The organism is Amycolatopsis sp. DG1A-15b (genome assembly GCF_030285645.1).
Classification (GTDB): Bacteria; Actinomycetota; Actinomycetes; order Mycobacteriales; family Pseudonocardiaceae; genus Amycolatopsis.
Window position 1 is genome coordinate 3,662,482 of sequence record NZ_CP127296.1, and the last position, 20,232, is coordinate 3,682,713.

General features: G+C 70.5%; 23 protein-coding genes and 1 riboswitch. Of the genes, 11 read left to right on the plus strand and 12 right to left on the minus strand.

Translation table 11 applies throughout. The annotated features are described in order from the left end of the window. Window positions 1-12: 12 nt before the first annotated feature. Complete coding sequence (locus QRY02_RS16530; RefSeq protein ID WP_285992413.1) at window positions 13-645, plus strand: LysE family translocator; 633 nt, start codon at window positions 13-15, stop codon at window positions 643-645. A gap of 27 nt (window positions 646-672) precedes the next feature. Here the strand turns inward: QRY02_RS16530 and QRY02_RS16535 are convergent, their stop codons facing one another. Beyond that, window positions 673-1,734: a cobalamin-independent methionine synthase II family protein gene (locus QRY02_RS16535; RefSeq protein WP_285992414.1), complete on the minus strand. Its 1,062-nt coding sequence runs from the start codon at window positions 1,732-1,734 to the stop codon at window positions 673-675. A gap of 265 nt (window positions 1,735-1,999) precedes the next feature. Between QRY02_RS16535 and QRY02_RS16540 the strand changes: the two genes are divergently transcribed. Next, entirely contained in the window at window positions 2,000-2,263 is a 264-nt protein-coding gene (locus QRY02_RS16540) for a DUF3040 domain-containing protein (RefSeq protein WP_285992415.1), read from the plus strand. A gap of 106 nt (window positions 2,264-2,369) precedes the next feature. Continuing rightward, window positions 2,370-3,395 carry a DNA polymerase IV gene (locus QRY02_RS16545; protein ID WP_285992416.1) on the plus strand — a complete coding sequence of 342 codons (1,026 nt, stop codon included), beginning with the start codon at window positions 2,370-2,372 and terminating at the stop codon, window positions 3,393-3,395. Here the strand turns inward: QRY02_RS16545 and QRY02_RS16550 are convergent. Then, a complete protein-coding gene (locus QRY02_RS16550; protein ID WP_285992417.1) occupies window positions 3,392-3,898 on the minus strand; it encodes a DUF3592 domain-containing protein in 507 nt (168 codons plus the stop codon). The genes QRY02_RS16545 and QRY02_RS16550 overlap by 4 nt on opposite strands. A 25-nt stretch (window positions 3,899-3,923) precedes the next feature. Continuing rightward, window positions 3,924-4,583 carry a TetR/AcrR family transcriptional regulator gene (locus QRY02_RS16555; protein WP_285992418.1) on the minus strand — a complete coding sequence of 220 codons (660 nt, stop codon included), beginning with the start codon at window positions 4,581-4,583 and terminating at the stop codon, window positions 3,924-3,926. An 88-nt stretch (window positions 4,584-4,671) separates the two neighbouring features. Here QRY02_RS16555 and QRY02_RS16560 point away from each other — a divergent pair, with 88 nt between their 5' ends. The 5 genes from QRY02_RS16560 (at window position 4,672) to QRY02_RS16580 (ending at window position 8,723) form a co-directional block, all read left to right on the plus strand. After that, window positions 4,672-5,562 (plus strand): AurF N-oxygenase family protein, encoded by an 891-nt coding sequence (locus QRY02_RS16560; RefSeq protein ID WP_285992419.1) that lies wholly within the window; start codon window positions 4,672-4,674, stop codon window positions 5,560-5,562. 56 nt (window positions 5,563-5,618) lie between these two features. Beyond that, entirely contained in the window at window positions 5,619-6,311 is a 693-nt protein-coding gene (locus QRY02_RS16565; protein WP_285992420.1) for a hypothetical protein, read from the plus strand. Then, window positions 6,308-6,793: a GNAT family N-acetyltransferase gene (locus tag QRY02_RS16570; protein WP_285992421.1), complete on the plus strand. Its 486-nt coding sequence runs from the start codon at window positions 6,308-6,310 to the stop codon at window positions 6,791-6,793. The genes QRY02_RS16565 and QRY02_RS16570 overlap by 4 nt, the downstream gene beginning before the upstream one ends. Window positions 6,794-6,824: 31 nt before the next feature. Next, window positions 6,825-6,901: riboswitch (S-adenosyl-L-homocysteine riboswitch) on the plus strand. An 84-nt stretch (window positions 6,902-6,985) separates the two neighbouring features. Next, on the plus strand, window positions 6,986-8,446 hold the full coding sequence (ahcY, locus tag QRY02_RS16575; protein WP_285992422.1) for an adenosylhomocysteinase: 1,461 nt from the start codon (window positions 6,986-6,988) through the stop codon (window positions 8,444-8,446). A gap of 121 nt (window positions 8,447-8,567) precedes the next feature. After that, window positions 8,568-8,723: a hypothetical protein gene (locus QRY02_RS16580; protein ID WP_004559113.1), complete on the plus strand. Its 156-nt coding sequence runs from the start codon at window positions 8,568-8,570 to the stop codon at window positions 8,721-8,723. 28 nt (window positions 8,724-8,751) lie between these two features. On the opposite strand, the gene QRY02_RS16585 is transcribed toward QRY02_RS16580, so the two are convergent. The 9 genes from QRY02_RS16585 to QRY02_RS16625 all read right to left on the minus strand — a co-directional run bounded on the left by QRY02_RS16585 (window position 8,752) and on the right by QRY02_RS16625 (window position 15,446). Then, window positions 8,752-9,408, minus strand: coding sequence for a cation efflux transmembrane domain-containing protein (locus QRY02_RS16585; RefSeq protein ID WP_285992423.1), 657 nt, complete (start codon window positions 9,406-9,408; stop codon window positions 8,752-8,754). Next, a complete protein-coding gene (gene cmtR, locus QRY02_RS16590; RefSeq protein WP_285992424.1) occupies window positions 9,405-9,734 on the minus strand; it encodes a Cd(II)/Pb(II)-sensing metalloregulatory transcriptional regulator CmtR in 330 nt (109 codons plus the stop codon). The genes QRY02_RS16585 and cmtR overlap by 4 nt, the downstream gene beginning before the upstream one ends. Window positions 9,735-9,999: 265 nt before the next feature. Then, window positions 10,000-10,209 carry a hypothetical protein gene (locus QRY02_RS16595; RefSeq protein WP_285992425.1) on the minus strand — a complete coding sequence of 70 codons (210 nt, stop codon included), beginning with the start codon at window positions 10,207-10,209 and terminating at the stop codon, window positions 10,000-10,002. A 131-nt stretch (window positions 10,210-10,340) separates the two neighbouring features. Beyond that, the gene (gene ku / locus QRY02_RS16600; protein ID WP_285992426.1) at window positions 10,341-11,207 is read right to left on the minus strand and encodes a non-homologous end joining protein Ku; all 867 of its coding nucleotides are present in this window, start codon (window positions 11,205-11,207) and stop codon (window positions 10,341-10,343) included. A gap of 73 nt (window positions 11,208-11,280) precedes the next feature. Then, on the minus strand, window positions 11,281-12,507 hold the full coding sequence (locus tag QRY02_RS16605; RefSeq protein WP_285992427.1) for a styrene monooxygenase/indole monooxygenase family protein: 1,227 nt from the start codon (window positions 12,505-12,507) through the stop codon (window positions 11,281-11,283). Window positions 12,508-12,531: 24 nt separating this feature from the next. Continuing rightward, window positions 12,532-13,158 carry a GTP-binding protein gene (locus tag QRY02_RS16610; RefSeq protein ID WP_285992428.1) on the minus strand — a complete coding sequence of 209 codons (627 nt, stop codon included), beginning with the start codon at window positions 13,156-13,158 and terminating at the stop codon, window positions 12,532-12,534. Further along, window positions 13,133-13,501, minus strand: coding sequence for a DUF742 domain-containing protein (locus QRY02_RS16615; protein WP_285993852.1), 369 nt, complete (start codon window positions 13,499-13,501; stop codon window positions 13,133-13,135). Before QRY02_RS16615 ends, QRY02_RS16610 begins: the two co-directional genes overlap by 26 nt. 110 nt (window positions 13,502-13,611) lie before the next feature. Further along, window positions 13,612-14,049: a roadblock/LC7 domain-containing protein gene (locus QRY02_RS16620; protein WP_285992429.1), complete on the minus strand. Its 438-nt coding sequence runs from the start codon at window positions 14,047-14,049 to the stop codon at window positions 13,612-13,614. Continuing rightward, entirely contained in the window at window positions 14,046-15,446 is a 1,401-nt protein-coding gene (locus tag QRY02_RS16625; protein WP_285992430.1) for a sensor histidine kinase, read from the minus strand. Before QRY02_RS16625 ends, QRY02_RS16620 begins: the two co-directional genes overlap by 4 nt. Window positions 15,447-15,807: 361 nt before the next feature. Here QRY02_RS16625 and QRY02_RS16630 point away from each other — a divergent pair, with 361 nt between their 5' ends. The 3 genes from QRY02_RS16630 to QRY02_RS16640 are packed head-to-tail and all read left to right on the plus strand — an operon-like array spanning window position 15,808 to window position 20,206. Next, window positions 15,808-16,470, plus strand: a complete 663-nt coding sequence (locus tag QRY02_RS16630; protein WP_285993853.1) for a TetR/AcrR family transcriptional regulator — start codon at window positions 15,808-15,810, stop codon at window positions 16,468-16,470. After that, complete coding sequence (locus QRY02_RS16635; protein WP_285992431.1) at window positions 16,464-18,197, plus strand: ABC transporter ATP-binding protein; 1,734 nt, start codon at window positions 16,464-16,466, stop codon at window positions 18,195-18,197. The genes QRY02_RS16630 and QRY02_RS16635 overlap by 7 nt, the downstream gene beginning before the upstream one ends. Further along, window positions 18,194-20,206 carry an ABC transporter ATP-binding protein gene (locus QRY02_RS16640; protein WP_285992432.1) on the plus strand — a complete coding sequence of 671 codons (2,013 nt, stop codon included), beginning with the start codon at window positions 18,194-18,196 and terminating at the stop codon, window positions 20,204-20,206. The genes QRY02_RS16635 and QRY02_RS16640 overlap by 4 nt, the downstream gene beginning before the upstream one ends. Window positions 20,207-20,232: the final 26 nt, after the last annotated feature.

Genomic DNA, 20,232 nt, shown 5'->3' on the forward strand with positions numbered 1-20,232 from the left:
TATCCTCTGCCCATGATCCCCGGTGCCACCGCCGCCTCCTTCCTGCTGGTCGTCGTGCTCGGGGCGATGTCGCCCGGGCCCGACTTCGTCGTCGTGACGCGCTCGGCGCTCGCCGGCGGGCGACGGGCCGGGATCGCCGCGGGCACCGGGATCGCGCTCGGTGTCTTCGCCTGGGTGGTCGCGATCGCCCTGGGGGTCGCCGCCGTGCTCACCGCGTCGGCGGTCGCCTTCACCGTGGTCAAGCTGGCCGGTGCGGCCTACCTGGTGGTCCTCGGTGTCAAGGCGTGGCTGGCCGTGCGCCGCGGCGAGTACCGGGACCTTCCCCGGACCACCGGGGGCCCGCGACTCGAGGCCGGGGCCGCCTTCCGCCAGGGCCTGGTGACGAACCTGCTGAACCCCAAGGTCGCCGTGTACTTCCTGGCCCTGCTCCCCCAGTTCCTGCCCGCCGACGGCTCCACCCTGCAGACGCTCGAACTGGCCGCGATCGCCACCGCCGGCACGGTCCTGTGGTTCGTCACCCTCGCCGTGGTCGTCGGGGCGCTGAAGCGGTTCTTCAGCGCCGGCCGCGTCCGCCGGGGTCTCGACGCGGTCCTGGGCACCGTGCTCGTCGCCCTCGGGCTGAAGGTCGCCGCCGAGACGGCGTGAGCCCGGGTCGGGGCTCACGCCGTCCGCTCAGCCGAGCTTCTCCGACGCCAGCCGCGTGCCCTCGACCCGCGCCGCGATCTTCGCGAACGCGATGTCTCGCGAAGTCGACGTGTCGTCGGCGAACGGCGAGAACCCGCAGTCGTCGCAGGTGCCGAGCCGCTCGGCCGGCACGTACTTCGCCGCGGTGAGCACCCGGTCCCGGACCTCCTCCGCGGTCTCCACCCGCGGGTCGATCGGGTCGATGACCCCGACGAAGACCCGCTGATCGGCCTTGAGGTGCTCGGCGATCACCCGCAGCGCGCGCTCCGGGTCGGCTTCGCTGGCCAGCTGGACGAAGAAGCGGCCGGCCTTGAGGTCGAACAACGCCGGCAGCAGGCCCGCGTAGTCGACGTCGAGGCTGTGCACGGAGTCCTGGTCGCCGCCCGGGCACGTGTGGACGCCGATCTTCGCGCGCTCCTCGGCGGTGAACCGGTCGAGCACGGCGTTGTTCAGCTCGACGAACTGGCGCAGCAGCCCGCCGGACGGGTCGAGCTTCAGCGACAGCCGCCCTTCGGTGAAGTCGATCTGCACGCTGTCCGCGCCCGCGTCGAGGCTGCCCCGGATGTCCGCCTCGGCCTCGTTCACCAGGTCGGCGACGAACTGCTCCTGCGAGTACCCCTCGATGCCGTCGCCCGGGTAGATCAGCGAGAGCGCGGACGCGGCGATCACCGCCTGCTTGACGGGCCGATCGGTAAGCGTTTTCGCGCGCGTCAGGTACGAGCCGGCGTGCGTCGCGTAGCGGAACGGGCCGGCGGTGAGCCGCGGCAGCTGCCGGGTGTGCCCGTCGGCGAACGGGATGACGACGCCGTCGGGCGCCAGGGCTTCGAGCCCGGCCAGCGGGTACGTCGCGAAGCTCGGCTTGCCCTGCTCCCCGTCGGTCAGCACCGGTGAGCCGGTCTCCTCGAACCGGCGGATCGTGTCGGCCAGCGCCCGGCTCTCGAGCTCGGCGAGCGCGGCGGCGTCGATCCGGCCCGCGGCGAACTCGCCGAGGCCTTCGAGGAGGGAGGCGGGACGCGGGATGCTGCCGATCGGTTCGGTGGGCAGGGTCATGAAAATCCTCCGGCTGGTTGAAGGGCCCGACCGGCCACCGGCACGAAGGCAGGACGTGGCCACCCGGCCGCCCCCACCGCCGTCCGGTACGTGACCGGCCACGTTCTTCAGGGCAACGTAACGTGGCCGAAGCCGGTCACGGAGCGCAGATCACCCGGTCGGACCAGAAAAAAGCACGAAATCAGAAGGCGTTCGGCGGTTCGCGAGGAGGACGATTGGGTATTCGCTACGGCGATACGGCGGGTTCGGCGCCGAAGGAGGCCCGATGCTCAGTCACCACGACCGCACCGAGCTCGAGAAGATCGAGCGCAACCTGGAGCTCAGTGACCCGGAGCTGGCTGCCGCGTTGCGCGACGGCCGGCGCCCGAAGTCGCGCGGGGTCCGGAACGCCGTCTTGATCTTCTTCGACGTCGCCGCCGTGACGCTGCTGGTCCTGGGCCTGGTGCTGCCCGACCCGGGCGTGACGCTGTGCGGCATCATCGCGCTCACCGGCACCGTCTGGACCCACGTGGCGCGGCACCGGATCTGAGAACCTTGTTCTGGTCAGGACGGCGCTACGGGCCGCAGGCCGCCCACCTGTGGCGACACTCGCGCCGGCCGACGGCTGAACAAGGTTCTGAGGCAGACTGAGCCGGGTGAAGTGGGTCCTGCACGTCGACCTCGACCAGTTCATCGCCGCGGTCGAGATCGCCCGCCACCCCGAGCTGCGCGGGAAGCCGGTCGTGGTCGGCGGCAACGGCGACCCCACCGAGCGCGCGGTCGTCGCGACGGCTTCGTACGAGGCGCGCGAGTTCGGCGTCCAGTCCGGCATGCCGCTGCGGATCGCCGCCAAGCGCTGCCCGGATGCCGTCTTCCTGCCCAGTGACCCGGACGCCTACCTCGAGGTGTCGGCGCGCGTGATGGCCGCGGTCCGGGAGCTGCCGGTCGTGGTCGAGGTGCTGGGCTGGGACGAGGCGTTCGTCGGGGCCGAGACCGCCGAGCCCGAGGCGCTGGCCGCCGCGATCAAGGAGGCGGTGGCACGCGAGACGGGCCTGTCGTGCGCGGTCGGGATCGGGGACAACAAGCTGCGGGCCAAGCTCGCCACCGGGTTCGGCAAGCCGGGCGGGATCTACCGGCTGACGCAGGAGAACTGGTGGGAGGTGATGGCGGCCCGCCCGACCGACGCGCTGTGGGGCATCGGCGGCAAGACGGCGAAGAAGCTCGCCGAGCTGGGCATCACCACGGTCCTGGACCTGGCGGGGGCCGACCCGGCGGAGCTCGCCGCGCGGTTCGGCCCGAAGACCGGCCCGTGGCTGCGGCTGCTCGGCGGCGGCATCAGCGACGCCGAGGTGAGCGCGACACCCTGGGTGGCCCGCTCCCGCAGCCGCGAGACGACGTTCCAGCGCGACCTGACGGACCCGGCGGAGATGGCCGCCGAGGTCACGGCGCTGGCCAAGCGCGTCGCCCAGGACGTCCTCGACGAGGGCCGCCCGGCGGCGCGGGTCGCGGTCAAGGTGCGGTTCGTGCCGTTCCTGACCCACACGCACAGCATCACGCTGCCGGAGCCGACGTCGGACGCGGGCGAGCTCGACCGCGCGGCACAGGAGGTGCTCGGGATGTTCGAGCTGACCCGCGCGGTGCGGCTGCTGGGCGTGCGGGCGGAATTCGCGCGCGAGGACTAGAGCCGGAACCATGGGAAAGCGAGCCGCAGGCCGTCGACGGCCATCCAGAACATGAGGCATCCGCCGGCCAGGATCGCGCAGCCGACGAAGACGTGCCAGGGGGTCAGCCGCTCCCGGACCCGCTGTGGCCGTTCGGGGTCATACGTGACCTCCACCTCGCCGGACCCGGTGCGGCGCCACCTGCCCACGTCGGCTCGGTGCCGGTGAACCCCACCGTCCACCGTCGTGTACTCGATGACGGGGAAATTGCCCGACCCGTCGCTGCCGTCGTCGTAGTCCACGATCCGGCCGGCGACCTTGATGCCCCGGCGCCGCCAAGCCAGCTCGGTGACACCCAGCGCTGTTCCCGCCTGCCACCACAGGAAGCAGCCGAAGGTGATCAGCAGCACGGTGACGAAAGCGGTGCCGCCGCGGCCGTCGCGGGCGGCCAAGATGGCGGTGACCATGATCGACGCGTAGGCCGTGACCGCCGCGATCGTCCGCCATCTCCGGGAGCTCGGCACGCGGTCAAGATAGCGGGCGCCGGCTCTACAGCCCCTCGGGCAGCGGCAGCGGCCGGTCCGGGTCCAGCTCGACGCCGCCCGCGCGCAGCGTGTGGTCCAGCATCGCCCAGATCGTGCCCGTGAGCTGGGCGGTCAGCTGGGGCAGGCTGAGCGTTCCCGGGTGGTCCAGCCAGCGGGTCGTCGCCGATTCGACGTAGCCGACCAGGCCGAACGCGATCGTGTCCGCCGGGGCCGGGTCGAGCCCGAGCTCCGTCAGGTAGCCGGTGAACAGCCGGCTGAGGTGGCGGGCGATCGCCCCGCGGACGTCCGGGCGGTCGTCCGCGGCGGCCGGCTGCGCGCAGGCGAGGTAGCGGTGCAGGGGGGCGTGCTCGGTCAGCCAGCGCAGGTGCGTCGAAATCACCGTGGAGATCATCTCGTTCGGCGAGCCCTCGGGGTGCCACAGCGGCGCCAGGTCGGCCGTCACCAGCTCGGCCGCCCGCTGCGCGATCGCGCGCCGGAGGTCTTCCGCGCCGTCGAAGTGCCGGTACAGGCGCGTGCGCGCCACGCCGGCGCGTTCGGCGATCTGCTCCGTGGACACGTCCGGGCCGTGCTCGGCGATGGCGGCCAGTGCGGCGTCGACGAACTCCGCGCGCCGCCGTTCCTGCTGGCCCGCCCAGCGTGTCGCCCGTCCGTCGACCTTGGTCACGGCGAAAGCCTACTCACGCACCCGCCGGGCGGTGTACGCTCCCGAAGTAGCTAGTACACCGCGTACCCCCTACTTTTCGGAGGCCGTCATGGGCGTCGAGGCCCAGGACCGGGACGTCACCGCGGCTCGCCTGCTCAAGAGCTCCGCGAAGAACTCCTACGATCCCTACGTCGACATCGACTGGGACGCCCCGCTCGCCGAGGGCAAGGCGTACATGCCGCTCGAGCGCGTCTCCCTCTACGGCACGGACCTGTGGGCGAAGCTGACGCCGGAGCAGCGGATCGAGCTGTCCAAGCACGAGATCGCCAGCATCATGAGCGTCGGCCTGTGGTTCGAGATCGTCCTCATGCACCTGCTCGCCCGGTACGTCTTCGACCTCGACGCGCGCAGCGAGCACGCGCAGTACGCGCTCACCGAGATCGGCGACGAAACGCGGCACTCGGTGATGTTCGCCCGCACCGCGCAGCGGCTCGGCGTCCCGCGCTACGGCGTCCCGAAGGTGGTCCACCGCGCCGCGAAGGTGTTCGGCGCGACCGCCGCCGGGCCGTCGATGTTCGCCAGCGTGCTGGTCGCGGAGGAGACCACCGACCGGCTCCAGCGGTCGATGATGGACGACGACGGCATCCAGCCGCTGATCCGCTCGGTCAACCGCATCCACGTGGTCGAGGAGGCCCGGCACGTCCGGTTCGCGAAGGAGGAGGTGCTGCGCGAGACGCCGAAGCTGTCGAAGGCGGCGCTGCAGCGGCACCGCGTGCGGACCGCGCTGGTCGCGTTCGGCGTGATCGACAGCATGGTCGACCCGCGAATCTACCGCAGCGTCGGCATCGAGCCGCGGGAGGGCCGCGCCGCGGCGCTGGCGAACCCGCACTTCCACGAGACCCGCCGCTGGATGGCGGAGAAGATCGTGCCGTTCCTGCGCGAGGCGGGCCTGATCGGCGGACGTTCGGAAGGCATCTGGCGGCATGCGCACCTGATCTGAGGGCCGGCCGGAGAATTCCCTTCGCGCCGGATGCCGGATTCCGCCAGGATTCGCTGGTGACCGAGGACTTCTCGCAGGCCTTCCCGCTCGAACCCGCACCCGGCCAGCAGGCCCACACTCCGGCTCCACGCCGCCGCTCGCTCCTCGCCCGGCCGGCCGTCACCGGCCTGCTCGGCTTCCTCGCCGGCGCGGTGCTGGTCGGCGTGCCGTGGCTGGTCCTGACGCTGTTCGGCGGCCCGAGCGGGCGGTCGCTCTCCGCGCCGCCCCGGCTCGGCGAGCTGAGCCGCTCCCCGGAGGCCATCGCGAAGTTCGATGCGCGCCAGGGACAGGCCATGATCACCGGCATCGAGAAGGCCGACCGGGAGACCGCAGCCCGCGTGTCGGCCGCCTACGACGGTGCGGGCGCGCTCGCCCAGCACTACCAGGACGACCGGCTGCGACGCGGGGTCCAGCTCATCGCCGTCCGGGCGCCTTCCCCCGGGCTCGTGGCGATCTACGACGACTTCGCAGCCCTCGGCCAGGGCGCACCGGGCACCGAGCTCGTGCGCATCGGCGACGTGCAGTGCCTGCGGCACAACGGCCCCGCGGCCCCCGGCTCGGCACCGGCCCCCCAGGAGAGCTTCGTGACGAACTGCCAGCGCACCGGCCCCGACCTGACCGTCACGCTGCGGAGCCTCAGCTCCGAGGGCAACCGCGACCCGCGCGAACTGGCCGCGCTCGTGGACCAGGCCTGGCGGGAGCTTTCGTGACGATCACCGTCCGGCCCGCCCGCGCCGAAGACGAAGCCGTGCTCGCGAAGCTCGACGAGCGCACCTGGACCCCGGCCGTCTCCCCCGCGCCCGCGCCGCCGCCGGGCACGCCGTTCTTCGACGACGGCACCCGGCCGGAAGACGTCCTCGTCGCCGAGCACGACGGCGCCGTCGCCGGGTACGTCCGGCTCGGCGAAGGGTTCGGCATCCCCGCCCACCGGCACGTGGCGGTGATCGACGGGCTCGCCGTCGACCCGGACCGGCAGCGGCTGGGCATCGCGCGGCAGCTCGTCGAGGCCGCCGTGGCCGAGGCGCGCCACCGAAGCGCCCGCAAGCTGACGCTGCGCGTACTGGGTCACAACACCGGCGCCCGCCGGGTCTACGAACGGTGCGGATTCGTCGTGGAAGGGGTGCTGCGGGGCGAATTCCACATCGACGGGGTGGACGTCGACGACGTCCTCATGGCCCGCTCGCTCGCTTGACAGCCTCGCCGCGGCTTTGCCATCCTGGTTCCGGGCCGAGAGGCGCTGCGACGGAATCCTTTCCGCCACGCTCGGCCCGCGACACGACTCCAAGGGCGCCTCCCGTGAGGGAGGTGCCTTTCTCTTTGTCCGCAGGGACTTCCGTGCTGCCTCCCGAGCGTTTCGCCGACGATCTCCGGAGTGCATCGAAGAATGAGTGACAAACTGCAGACCACGGGCGGCCTCGACTTCGCCGTGGCCGACCTCGCGCTGGCCGGCGCCGGCCGCACCCAGCTGCGGCTGGCCGAGCACGAGATGCCCGGCCTGATGGCGATCCGCCGCGAGTACGCCGCCGCGCAGCCGCTGAAGGGCGCCCGCATCGCCGGGTCGCTGCACATGACCGTGCAGACCGCCGTGCTCATCGAAACCCTGGTGGCGCTCGGCGCCCAGGTGCGCTGGGTGTCCTGCAACATCTTCTCCACGCAGGACGAGGCCGCCGCCGCGGTCGTCGTCGGCCCGCAGGGCACCGTGGACGCCCCGGCGGGCACCTCGGTGTTCGCGTGGAAGGGCGAAACCCTCGAAGAGTACTGGTGGTGCACCGACCGGCTCTTCGCCTTCCCCGGCGGCCAGTCCCCGAACATGATCCTCGACGACGGCGGCGACGCCACCCTGCTCGTCCACAAGGGAGTCGAGTTCGAGGCGGCGGGTGCGGTCCCGCAACCGTCCGAAGAGGACCCGGACGAGTACCGGATCGTCCTCGAAACCCTCCGCGCGAGCCTGGCGGCCGACGGTGACCGCTTCACCCGCATGGCCAAGGAGATCCGCGGCGCCACCGAGGAGACGACCAACGGCGTCAAGCGGCTCTACAAGCTCGCCAAGGACGGCGAGCTGCTCTTCCCCGCGATGAACGTCAACGACTCGGTGACGAAGTCCAAGTTCGACAACAAGTACGGCATCCGGCACTCCCTTGTGGACGGCCTGAACCGGGCCACCGACGTGATGATCGGCGGCAAGCGCGTGGTCGTCTGCGGCTACGGCGACGTCGGCAAGGGCGCGGTGGAGGCCCTGCGCGGCCAGGGCGCCCGGGTCGCGGTCACCGAGATCGACCCGATCTGCGCCCTGCAGGCGGCGATGGACGGGCTGGACGTCGTCGAACTCGACGACGTCGTGGCCACCGCGGACATCTTCATCACCACCACCGGCAACTTCGGCATCATCTCGGCGGACCAGATGAGCCGGATGAAGCACAACGCGATCGTCGCCAACGTCGGGCACTTCGACAACGAGATCGACATGGCCGGGCTGGCGAAGCTGCCCGGGGTCGTGAAGAACGAGATCAAGCCGCAGGTGCACGAGTGGACGTTCCCGGACGGCCACGCGATCATCGTGCTGTCCGAGGGGCGGCTGATGAACCTGGGCAACGCGACCGGGCACCCGTCCTTCGTGATGTCGAACTCGTTCACCAACCAGGCGATCGCGCAGATCGAGCTGTTCACCAAGCCCGGCGAGTACGCCACGGACGTCCACCGGCTGCCGAAGCACCTCGACGAGAAGGTGGCCCGCCTGCACCTCGACGCGCTCGGGGTGAGGCTCACCAAGCTCACGAAGGCGCAGGCCGAGTACATCGGCGTCGACGTCGAAGGCCCGTACAAGCTCGATCACTATCGGTACTGATCCGAGATTGCTCCATTCGCCGTAGTTTGGTTTATCCGGAAACTGGCCATCCTCCCGTCGAGAGCGCATCCGCCCGGACGGCACGGAGCCGGGCCGGGTCTCATGCGAAGGAGTGTGTCAAGTGATCATTCTCGGTGTGATTCTCCTTGTCATCGGGTTCATCGTGGGCATCCCGGTGCTGTACACCATCGGTATCATTCTCGCGGTGGCCGGCGTGGCACTGGCCATCCTGGGCGGCACCGGCCGCCGGATCGGTGGCCGGGCGCACTGGTACTGATCCCGAGACTCGCCGCGGCCTGGCGCGGTCAGCAGCAATGCTGGCCGCGCCAGGCCGTTCGGCCTTCTTTGAGCGCCACCCCGGCGATCGCGAGGGCGACGAGGGGGTCGGCCCACCACCAGCCGAACAGCGCGTTGAGCAGCAACCCCGCCAGCAGGACCCCGGAAAGGTAAGCGCAGAGCAAAGTCTGCCGCGAATCCGCGACCGCACTCGCGGACCCCAGCTCGCGCCCCGCCCGGCGCTGCGCACCCGAAAGCGCGGGCATCACCACCAGGGAAATGGCCGCGAGCACGATTCCGGTCCGGGAGGTTTCCGGCGACGCGCCGGTTAAAAACGTACTGACGGCCTCCCCGGTCACGTAAATCGCGAGCGCGAAGAAGGAAATCGCGATCGCCTTCAGCGCCCGCCGTTCCCGCGCTCCGGGATCACGGCCGGAAAACTGCCACGCGACCGCGACCGCCGACGCGACCTCGATCACCGAATCCAGCCCGAAGCCGATCAGCGCCCCGGACGACGCCGCGGCGCCGGCTGTCAGGGCGACGACGGCCTCGACGACGTTGTAGGTGATGGTCGCGGCCACCAGCAGCCGGACCCGCCGCACCAGCACCACCCGGCGATCCGGCCCGGCCCCCGGCGAAGCACAGCATCCGCCCGCACAGGCCTCCACGACCGGTTCCGGCGTCATCGCGCCACCACCTCGTCCTCGCAGGCCGCCCGCGGTTCGACCGCCAGGACGACCTGGACGAGCTCCCGCAGCGCGCGGGCCAGGTGTCCGTCGGCGATCTCGTACCGCACCTGACGACCCTCGTAGCCGGCCACGACGAGCCCGCAGCCGCGCAGGCACGACAGGTGGTTCGAGACGTTGGACCGGCTCAGCCCGAGCTCCGCGGCCAAGCGTCCCGGGTAGGCGGGCCCGTCGAGCAACGCGGTCAAGATCCGGCAGCGGGTCGGGTCCGACAGCGCGCGCCCGATGCGGGCCAGCGCCGACTCGCGCGTCTCACATGTCACCATGCGGTGAACTGTACAGTCATGGCTGACGCATCCACAACGGACACCACTCGAGAGCTCCGAGACATCCGGAAAATAAAAGGGTCCTCCGGCTCCGAGGGGGAGGGAGAGCCGAAGGACCTCGTTAGTGTTAGCACATCGCCAAGCCCCTGTACACAGCTGCATACACGATCGTGTGACCGCCTTGACGCCATCCGAATGCCGGGCAGGCCTCCCCGGCGGGGCGGACCCCGGCCGGGGCAGGCCGGCCCGGATCCTGGCGGGAGGCTCAGGAAACCTGGCGCAGCAGGGTTTTCCGCGGCCCGGTGGCACAGCCGCACCCGCCGCCGACGCCCCGGCAGTCGACGATCAGCGCGTGCCGCACGCGGTCACCGTCCTCACAGGCCGGATCGGTGCACTCGGCGAATCCGCCGTCCGGGTGCACCACCAGCGTGCCGTGACAGTGATCGATCCCGGCGTCACAAGAAGCACACTCCATGACCGGCCGCCTTTCCGCGCTCGTGGACGACGTGCACCCCAAGGTAGGACCGGGAAGCACGCGGGCACGGCACCCGGGCGGCGTGTCGGCACAACCACCCGTCCGAAAACGACACAGACGACTCAGACAGCTCAGGCCGGCTTCGGCGCCCGCTTGCGGGCCGCCGGCTTCTTCTTCGCCGGTTCGGCGTCCTCTTCGGACGCCTCCGAAGAGGACTGACGAGACTTCTTCGCGGCGTCCACACTGGCCTGCAGCGCCGCCATCAGGTCGACGACGTCGGCCTTGGCGGTGACCGCCGCGGGCTTGGTCGTCTCGTCGCCGGCGACCTTGGCCTCGATCATCTCTTCCAGGGCCTCGCGGTAGTGGTCGTGGTACTTCTCCGGCTCGAACACCGGCTCGGCCAGCGAGTCGATCAGCGACCCGGCCATGGTGAGCTCCTGCGGCCGGATCTGCGGCGGGTCGTCGCGCAGGAACGGGAAGTCGGGCTCGCGGACCTCGTCCGGCCACAGCATCGTCGTCATCACCAGCACGTCGGCGTGCACGCGCAGCACCGCCATGCTTTCCCGCTGCCGGACCGCGACCTTCGCGATGGCCACCTGGCTCGACTTGTGCAGCGCGTCCCGCAGCACGATGTACGGCTTGACCGCGTTCTTCTGCGGTTCCAGGTAGTAGGTCCGGTCGTACTGGATCGGGTCGATCGACTCGAGCGGCACGAACTCCAGCACGTCGATCGTGCGCTGGGTGGTCAACGGCAGCTCCGCCATCTCCGCGTCGGTGATCACCACCATCTCGCCGTCGGGCAGCTCGTAGCCCTTGGCGATCTCGGCGTACGGCACTTCCTGGCCGTCGATCGTGCAGAACCGCTTGTACTGGATGCGGCCGCCGTCGGCCTCGTGCACCTGGCGCAGGGAGACGTTCTTGTTCTCGGTGGCCGCGTACATCTGGATCGGAATGCTGACCAGCCCGAAGGACACCGAGCCCTTCCACATCGCCCGCATGCCAGTACCTCCGAGGTCGTCTTCACGCTCGGTAGTTACCGTAGCCCGAATCGTCCCTCGACGACAGTCTGATCTAGACCTCTGCCAGGTATTTCTCCCAAAGGGCCGGATCCATGAACCAGTGCCGGAAATCGGCCGGATCGGTGAAACCGTTCACGAACCGCCGGGCGACCGCCGGATTCTGCCCGGCCACCCCGAGGATCTGGAGCACGTGCGGGGGCGGCGGCAGCAGGAGCGCATTCGTCCATTCGGTCACGTGCCGGGCGTACGCCCAGTAGCGCTCGAACGTCGCTTCCATCCACGCCGCGTCGAACGGCCGGTCGCCGCGGGCGACGATCGCGTCGAGGTAGGTCGCCGCGCAGTGGCTCGCGTTGTTCGAGCCCTGCCCGGTGATCGGGTCGTTCGCCACGACGACGTCGGCCATGCCCAGCACGATCGCCCCGCCCGGCAGGGTCCCGACCGGGTGGCGGACCACCGGCGGGTACCCACCGGCCAGGGTCGCCTTGGCGTCGGTCAGCTCGGCGTCGCGGCAGCGGTCGTACTCCCACGGCACGAACTGCCGCATCAGGTCCAGCACGCGCCGGAAGTGCTCGTCCGGGCCTGGGTGGTCGTCGAAGCAGTCCAGGGGCCCGCCGGGCACGCCTTCGAAGAAGAGGATGTCGCAGTTCCCGCTCAGCGTGTACGCCGGGATCATGAACAGCTCGCCGACGCCGGGGACGATGTTGAACCGCACCCCCACCTTGTCCGGGTGCTCGGGGCGCCGGTCCACCCCGTGGGCGTAGACCAGCGAAAGCGCGCGCATCGGCCGCGTGAACGGCGAGCGCTCGGGCACGCGGTCGAACAGCTGGACCAGCTCGCCCTTGCCGGCCGAGATGATCACCAGGTCGTACAGCCGGGACAGCGCGTCCAGCTCGGACGTCATCACGCCGTGGATGACGAGCTTGCCGCCGCGGTCTTCGAACAGCTCCAGCCAGCCGGCCATCTTCACCCGCTGGTCGACCGACTGGGCGGGCCGGTCGAGTTCGGCGAACCAGTCGAGCGCGCGGCCGCCGTCCGGTGCGGCCACCGAGACGCCGAGGCCTTCGACGTCGACCGTCTCGGCTTCCCACAGGTTGATCCCGAGGTCGCGCTCGTGCTGCAGCGCGTCGTGGAACATGCACTGCGTCGACATCACCCGCCCGGACCGGATCTCCTCCGGCGTCCGCGCGGACATCACGGTGACGTCGTAGCCCTCCGCCTGCAGCCCGAGGGCCAGCTGCAGGCCGGACTGCCCGGCGCCCACGACCAGGACCTTGCGCATGGCGCTCTTCACCTTCCGGGGGACTCAGGCGTGCGGGACGCTGCCGGCGAGCTCGCGGCCCACCGGACCGGAGAGCACCGCCAGCGACAACGTGTGACCGACCAGTTCGGTCAGGGTGGCGATCGTCGACGCGCGGTCGCGGGCGTCGCAGGTGACCAGCGGGACGGCGGGATCGAGGGCCAGCGCGTCGCGCACCTCGTCGAGGTCGTGCACCGGCTTGCCCTCGAACTGGTTGACCGCCACGACGAACGGCAGCTCGGAGTCGTTCTCGAAGTAGTTGATCGCCGCGAACGACTCCTCGATCCGGCTGGTGTCGACCAGCACGACCGCGCCGAGCGCGCCGCGGCTCAGGTCGTCCCACAGGAACCAGAACCGCGCCTGCCCCGGCGTGCCGAACAGGTAGAGCAGCAGGTCCGGGCGCAGCGTGATCCGGCCGAAGTCCATGGCCACGGTCGTGGTCGACTTGCCACCGGGCGGGATTTCGTCGATGCCTTCCCCGGCCTCGGTCATCCACGCCTCGTTGCTCATCGGCGGCACTTCCGACACCGCGCCGACGAACGTGGTCTTGCCGACACCGAAGCCCCCGGCGACGACGATCTTCGCGGAGATCGTCAGCAGATCGCCCTCAGGCGGGGAGCCGCTTGAGCCCATCAAGGATCCTCTCGAGCACGTTGGTGTCGTGGTGGTAGGCGTGCGCGGTGGGGTGCACGAACACCGCGCCCTGCGTGGCGAGGTCGCCGAGCAGCACCCGCACCACGCCCAGCGGCAGGTCCAGCCCGACCGACAGCTCGGCGACCGAGCACCGCACCCGCGCGCGTTCGTAGAGCGAGCGCGACTCCGGCATGAGCGTGTCGCTCAGCGCGGGGTCGTACCGCGGCACCGAGATCAGCGTCTCGACCAGCAGCTGCTGGCGCGTGCCGGTGCGGCCGCCGGTGAGCGCGTACGCGCGGATCCGGCGGCTGCGGCGGGGCAACGGGGTGTCCGAAGTGGACATTGTGGACACTGTGGACACGGGCATCACATCCTCGTGCTGCGAACCGGGGCTCCGCCCCGGGCCGGGGACTCCGCCACCCGGACCCCCGAAAGACTGGTCAGGCACGGGCGTCACATCCGGGGCCGGCGGGCGGTCAGCACCTGGCGCAGCTCCGCGCGCACCTCGGGGGTGAGCGCGTGGCCGGCGTTGGTGATGAACTGGGTCATCTCGTAAGCGACCACCTTCATGTCCGCCTCGCCCGAGGTCAGCACCGCGAGCCCGGCACCGGAACCGATGCCCATGAACAGGAAGTAGCCGTGGGTGAGCCGGATGATGATCTGCTCGCAGGTGCCCTTCCCGAACAGCGCCGCGCTGTTGCCGGCCAGCGAGAGCAGGCCGCTGGCGATCGCGGCCAGCTGTTCGGCCTCGGCCTCGCCGACCGAGTCCGAGGCGGTGAGCGGGAAGCCGTCCACGCTCATGATCAGCGCGTGGCTGACGCCGTGGACCTTGCGCACGAAGTCGTCGAGCAGCCAGGCGAAGTTCGCCGTGGCCGGCTGGGGAGCGCTCACCGGGCGGTTCCTCCGGGCGTTTCGTCCTGCCGGGTGCGGTTCTCCGCGAGCGCCGCCTGCTCGCCGTCGGCGAACGCGCCGAGGTCGGCGAGCAGCCGCTCGTGCCCGGTCGCGGCGGTTTCGCCGGCCGGGGACGGCGGTGGGGGTGGCGGTGGTTCCGGGGCGGCCCCGCGGATGCTGCCGGGCACGCGGCGCGGCAGGCCGTTCGCCGTGGTCCCGCCGACGGTCCCCGCGACGACCGGGCGGGGCCGCGGGCTCGGCCTGCGCGGCACCCCCGGCTCCGGCGTCTCCCGGGAAAAGGTGCCGGCGCGGCGGCGCGGCAACCCGCCGACAGTGGCCGGCTCGTCACCGGCCTCGACCGGTTCGGCGGTGACCCCGCCATCCGGGGCGCCATCCGGGGCTTCGCCCCGCGTCGGGGACTCCGCCACCCGAACCCCCGAACCGAACACAGCGCCATCCGGGGCTTCGCCCCGCGTCGGGGGCTCCGCCACCCGAACCCCCGAACCGAACACTGTCCGGGTGCCCGACCAGGCATGCTCGGCGAGTTCGGTGACGACACCGGCGGGCAGCAGCACGGTGGCGACCGTGCCGTGCGGGCTGCGCCGGTCCAGCCGCACGGTGACGCCGTGCCGGGCGGCCAGGCGGGCGACCACGGCGAGCCCCATGTGCCGCGCCGCGGCGTCGTCGAGGTCGCCGCCCGCGGCCAGGCGCGCGTTGAGGTCCCCCACGCGGTCGGCGGGGATGCCGATGCCCTCGTCCTCGATCCGGACGAGCACGCTCCCCTGCTCGGTCAGGTGCGCGCTGACGTGCACCGGCGAACTCGGCGAGGACTGGTTGGCGGCGTTGTCGAACAGCTCGGCCAGCACCCGGCCCAGGTCTTCCGCGGCGAAGCCGACGACGCCGAGGTTGACCACGCGGCCGATGGTGATCCGGGCGTAGTGGTTGATCGAGGACATCGCCTCGCGCATGAGGTCGAGCACCGAGGTCGCGCGGGCGGCGTCGTCGGCGGTGTCCTGCCCGGCGAGCACGCGCAGGTTCTCGGCGTTGCGCCGCAGCCGGGTCGCGAGGTGGTCGAGCTGGTAGAGCTCGGCGAGGCGGTGGTGGTCCTCCTCCCCCGCTTCCAGCTCCTCCAGCCGCGCGAGGAGCTGGTCGAGGAGGTTGAGGTCACGCAGGGCGACGCTGGCGCAGATCTCGGCCAGCACGCCTTCGCCGGAGGGTGCCGCGACCGGCTCCGGCCGGGTCAGCTCCACGAACGCCGGTCCGGCCGCGGGCGCGGCCGGGTACCCCGGGTACCCGGGGTGCTTCGGGGGCGCGGTGAGGAACTGCGCGGCGGCGACCCGCGAGCGGTCCAGCAGGACGCGTGATCGATCCAGGAGTTCCCGGGCCCGGCTCGCCATGTGGTCCCACTTCTTCCGTGATCGGGTGCACCGAATCGGGTGCAACAAACCTGCGCTGCGCCGCCCCCGGCGGCGATGCGGGACATGCAAGCAGAAAGGTTCGTGGGATGTCCACAGCCGGTCCCCGCGTGATCGCCCTGCGTGATCATGAATTCGGAGCGTCGCCGCTGGTGAGCGCAGTGGATTAGGCCATTCGGTTCAATTTTGCAAATTGCGGGTCGCAACAGAGCGCACACGCCCGTCGAACGCGCAGCTGAGGCGGGCTTCGGCAACGAAATCCCGGGTCGTGCCCGATTCGTCCCAAACTTGCGTGCCCCGCAGTTTTTTGCGGGGCACGCAAGTTTTTCGCTACACTCTGCTCATGCCGCCGGAAGAACCACCGAAGCTGACCCTCCGGGAGCGCAAGAAGCGCGAAGCGCGCCGGGCGCTCGCGCAGGCCGCACTGCGGCTCACGCTGGAACGGGGACTGGAGAACGTCCGGGTGGAGGACATCGCCACCGAGGTGGGCGTCTCCCCCCGCACGTTCAACAACTACTTTTCCAGCAAGGAGCAGGCGGTCTGCTCGGTGGTCGTCGACCGGCACGAGGGGATGCGCGAAGCCCTGCTCGACCGGCCGGAGGACGAGCCGCTCTGGGAGTCCGTCAAACAGGCGGTGCTGGAGCAATATTCACGTGAAGGCGAGCCGGATCGCGCGTATGTTGCGCGTATCCGGGAGCTGATGGGCCAGCTCATGCTGCGTGGCGAATTCCTGAACGCCCACGCGGCGGTCGAGCGGGTCCTGGCCGAAACGATCGCGAAACGGGTGGGCGGTGTGGACCACCTGCTGTGCCGGCTCATGGCCTCCTCGGTGGAAAGCGCCGTCCGCGTCGCCTTCGTCAACTGGTTCACCGAAGGCGAACCGCTCCTGCCGACCCTGGAGCGGCTGCTGGACGAGCTGGCCGCCGGGATGCCGACCCTGACCGGCGGTCACGCACCCGAACCCGAATCGAACACCACCACTCCACTGGGGGAATCGTTGTGCTAGTCAAGCTCCTGCGCACTCACCTGCGCCCGTACCGGGGCACGCTGTGGGTGATCGTCCTGTTGCAGCTCGTGCAGACGGTCGCCATGCTCTACCTGCCGACGCTGAACGCCGACATCGTCGACAACGGCCTGATCAAGGGCGACATGCCCTACATCCTGCGGGTCGGCGCGATGATGCTCGCCGTCACGCTCGCCCAGATCGTCGGCTCGATCGGCGCGGTGTACTTCGGTGCCCGCACGGCGATGGCGATCGGCCGGGACATCCGCGCCGGGGTCTTCCACCGGGTGCAGGACTTCTCGGCCCGCGAGGTCGGCCAGTTCGGCACGCCGTCGCTGATCACCCGCACCACCAATGACGTCCAGCAGGTCCAGATGCTGGTGCTGATGACGCTGACGCTGATGGTGTCCGCGCCGATCATGTGCGTCGGCGGCATCATCCTGGCGCTCAACCTCGACGTGCCGCTCTCCTCGCTGCTGCTGGTGATCGTGCCGGTGCTCGCGGTCTCGGTCGGGATCATCATCGCCAAGATGCGCCCGGCGTTCCGGCTGATGCAGGTCCGGATCGACCGGATCAACCAGATCCTGCGCGAGCAGATCATGGGCATCCGGGTCATCCGCGCGTTCGTGCGCGACAAGCACGAACGCGCGCGTTTCGACGTCGCCAACGACGAGCTGCTCACCGTGTCGCTGCGGGTCGGGCGGCTGATGGCGCTGATGTTCCCGATCGTGATGCTGGTGATGAACGTGTCCAGTGTCGCCGTGCTGTGGTTCGGCGGCCAGCGGATCGACTCCGGCAGCATGCAGATCGGTGCCATGACGGCGTTCCTGTCCTACCTGCTGCAGATCCTGATGGCCGTCATGATGGCCACGTTCATGTTCATGATGGTGCCGCGCGCGGAGGTCAGCGCCGAGCGGATCAGCGAAGTGCTCGACACCGAGTCGAGCGTGCGCCCGCCGGTGTCGCCGATCCGCCCCGGCGCGGTGCACGGGCACCTGGAGCTCTCCGGTGTCGAATTCCGGTACCCCGGCGCGGAAAAGCCGGTGCTGTGCGACATTTCGCTGATCGGGCGGCCGGGCGAGACGACCGCCGTCATCGGGTCGACCGGTACCGGCAAGACCACGCTGCTCAACCTGATCCCCCGGCTCATGGACGCCACCGCCGGCACGGTGAAGGTCGACGGCGTCGACGTGCGCGACCTCGACCCGGACGTGCTCGCCCGCGCGGTCGGGCTGGTGCCGCAGAAGCCGTACCTGTTCGCCGGCACGGTGGCGAGCAACCTGCGCTACGGCAACCCGGACGCGACCGACGAAGAGCTGTGGCACGCGCTGGAAGTGGCCCAGGGCAAGGACTTCGTCGAAGCGATGGCCGAGGGCCTCGAAGCGCCGATCGCCCAGGGCGGCACGAACGTCTCGGGCGGCCAGCGGCAGCGGCTCGCGATCGCCCGGATGCTGGTGCACAAACCGGAGATCTACCTGTTCGACGACTCGTTCTCGGCGCTCGACTACGCGACCGACGCGGCCCTGCGCCGCGCGCTGGTGTCGGAGACCAAGGACGCGACGGTGGTCATCGTCGCGCAGCGGGTCAGCACCATCCGCGGCGCCGACCGGATCATCGTCCTCGACGAGGGCCGCGTCGTCGGCACCGGCACCCACCACGAACTCATGGACGGCAACGAAACCTACCGGGAGATCGTGCTGTCCCAGCTCACCGAACAGGAGGCGGCGTGAGTACCACGGAATCGCCCGAAGCCGCCGTCACCGACGCCGGCGAACGGCCGACCGCGCAGCGGCACAAGAACACCGGTGCCGCTGCCGCCGGACCGGCGGCCCGCTGGATGAGCGGCGGCGCGCCGGCGGAAAAGGCCCTGGACTTCAAGGGTTCCCTCAAGCGGCTGCTGCAGCTGCTGAGACCGCAGCGGGCCATCCTGATCGCCGTCCTGGTGCTCGGCGCGGCCAGCGTCACGCTGACCGTGATCGGGCCGAAGATCCTCGGCCAGGCCACCGACGCCATCCTCGCCGGCGTGCTCGGCAAGCAGGTGCCGCCGGGGGTCACCAAGGAGCAGATCGTCGCCGGCCTGCGGGCCCGCGGCGACGGCACGCTCGCCGACATCTACAGCCGGGTCGACCTCGTGCCCGGCGTCGGCATCGACTTCGACAAGGTCGGCCAGATCCTGCTGACCGTGCTGGCGCTGTTCGTGATCTCGTCGTTCTTCGGGCTCATCCAGGCCCGGCTGACGACGACCCTGGTCCAGCACGCGGTGTACCGGCTGCGCCAGGAGGTCGAGGACAAGTTCGCCCGCCTGCCGCTGAAGTACTTCGACCGCCAGCCGCGCGGTGAGGTGCTTTCCCGCGTCACCAACGACATCGACAACCTGGCGCAGTCGCTGCAGCAGACGCTGTCGCAGATCGTCTCGTCGCTGCTGACGGTGGTCGGCGTGCTGATCATGATGTTCCTGATCTCGCCGCTGCTGGCGCTGATCGCGCTGCTCACGGTACCGCTGTCGGCGGTCGTGGCGGCGAAGGTCGGGAAGCGGGCGCAGCCGAACTTCATCAAGCAGTGGTCGACGACCGGGAAGCTGAACGCTCACGTCGAGGAGATGTACACCGGGCACTCGCTGGTCAAGGTGTTCGGCCGCCGCGACGAGTCCGCGGCGATCTTCGACAAGCAGAACGAAACGCTGTACCAGGCGAGCTTCAAGGCGCAGTTCATCTCCGGGATGATCCAGCCGGCGATGATGTTCATCGGCAACCTCAGCTACGTGCTGGTGGCCGTGATCGGCGCGCTGCGCGTCGCGTCGGGCAACCTGACGCTGGGCGAGGTGCAGGCGTTCATCCAGTACTCGCGCCAGTTCAGCCAGCCGGTGACGCAGATCGCCAGCATGGCGAACCTGCTGCAGTCCGGCGTCGCTTCGGCCGAGCGGGTGTTCGCGCTGCTCGACGCCGAGGAGCAGGGCCCGGAGCCCGAGCACCCGGAGCGGCCGGCCGAGATCCGCGGGCGCGTCGAGTTCCAGGACGTCTCGTTCCGCTACCTGCCGGAAAAGCCGCTGATCGAGGGCCTCTCGCTGACCGTCGAACCCGGTCAGACGGTGGCGATCGTCGGCCCGACCGGTGCGGGGAAGACGACGCTGGTCAACCTGCTGATGCGGTTCTACGAGCTCGACAGCGGGCGGATCACGCTCGACGGGGTCGACATCGCGAAGATGAACCGCGAGGAACTGCGCGACCAGACCGGCATGGTGCTGCAGGACGCGTGGCTGTTCGGCGGCACGATCGCGGAGAACATCGCCTACGGCGCGGACGACCCGAGCCGCGAGGACGTCATCGAAGCGGCCACGGCGACCTACGTCGACCGGTTCGTGCGCACCCTGCCGGACGGCTACGAAACGGTCCTCGACGACGAGGGCGGCACGGTCAGCGCGGGTGAGAAGCAGCTGATCACGGTGGCGCGGGCGTTCCTGGCCAAGCCGGTCATCCTCATCCTCGACGAGGCGACCAGCTCGGTGGACACCCGCACCGAGGTGCTCATCCAGCGGGCGATGAACTCGCTGCGCAGCGGCCGCACGAGCTTCGTCATCGCGCACCGCCTCTCGACGATCCGCGACGCGGACGTGATCCTGGTGATGGAGCACGGCCGGATCGTCGAGCAGGGCGATCACGAAACGCTGCTGCACAGCGGGGGTGCCTACGCCCGGCTGTACGCGGCGCAGTTCGCCGAAGCGATGGCCGAGACCGACTGAGGTCCGCACCCCGGTACCCTGGAAGC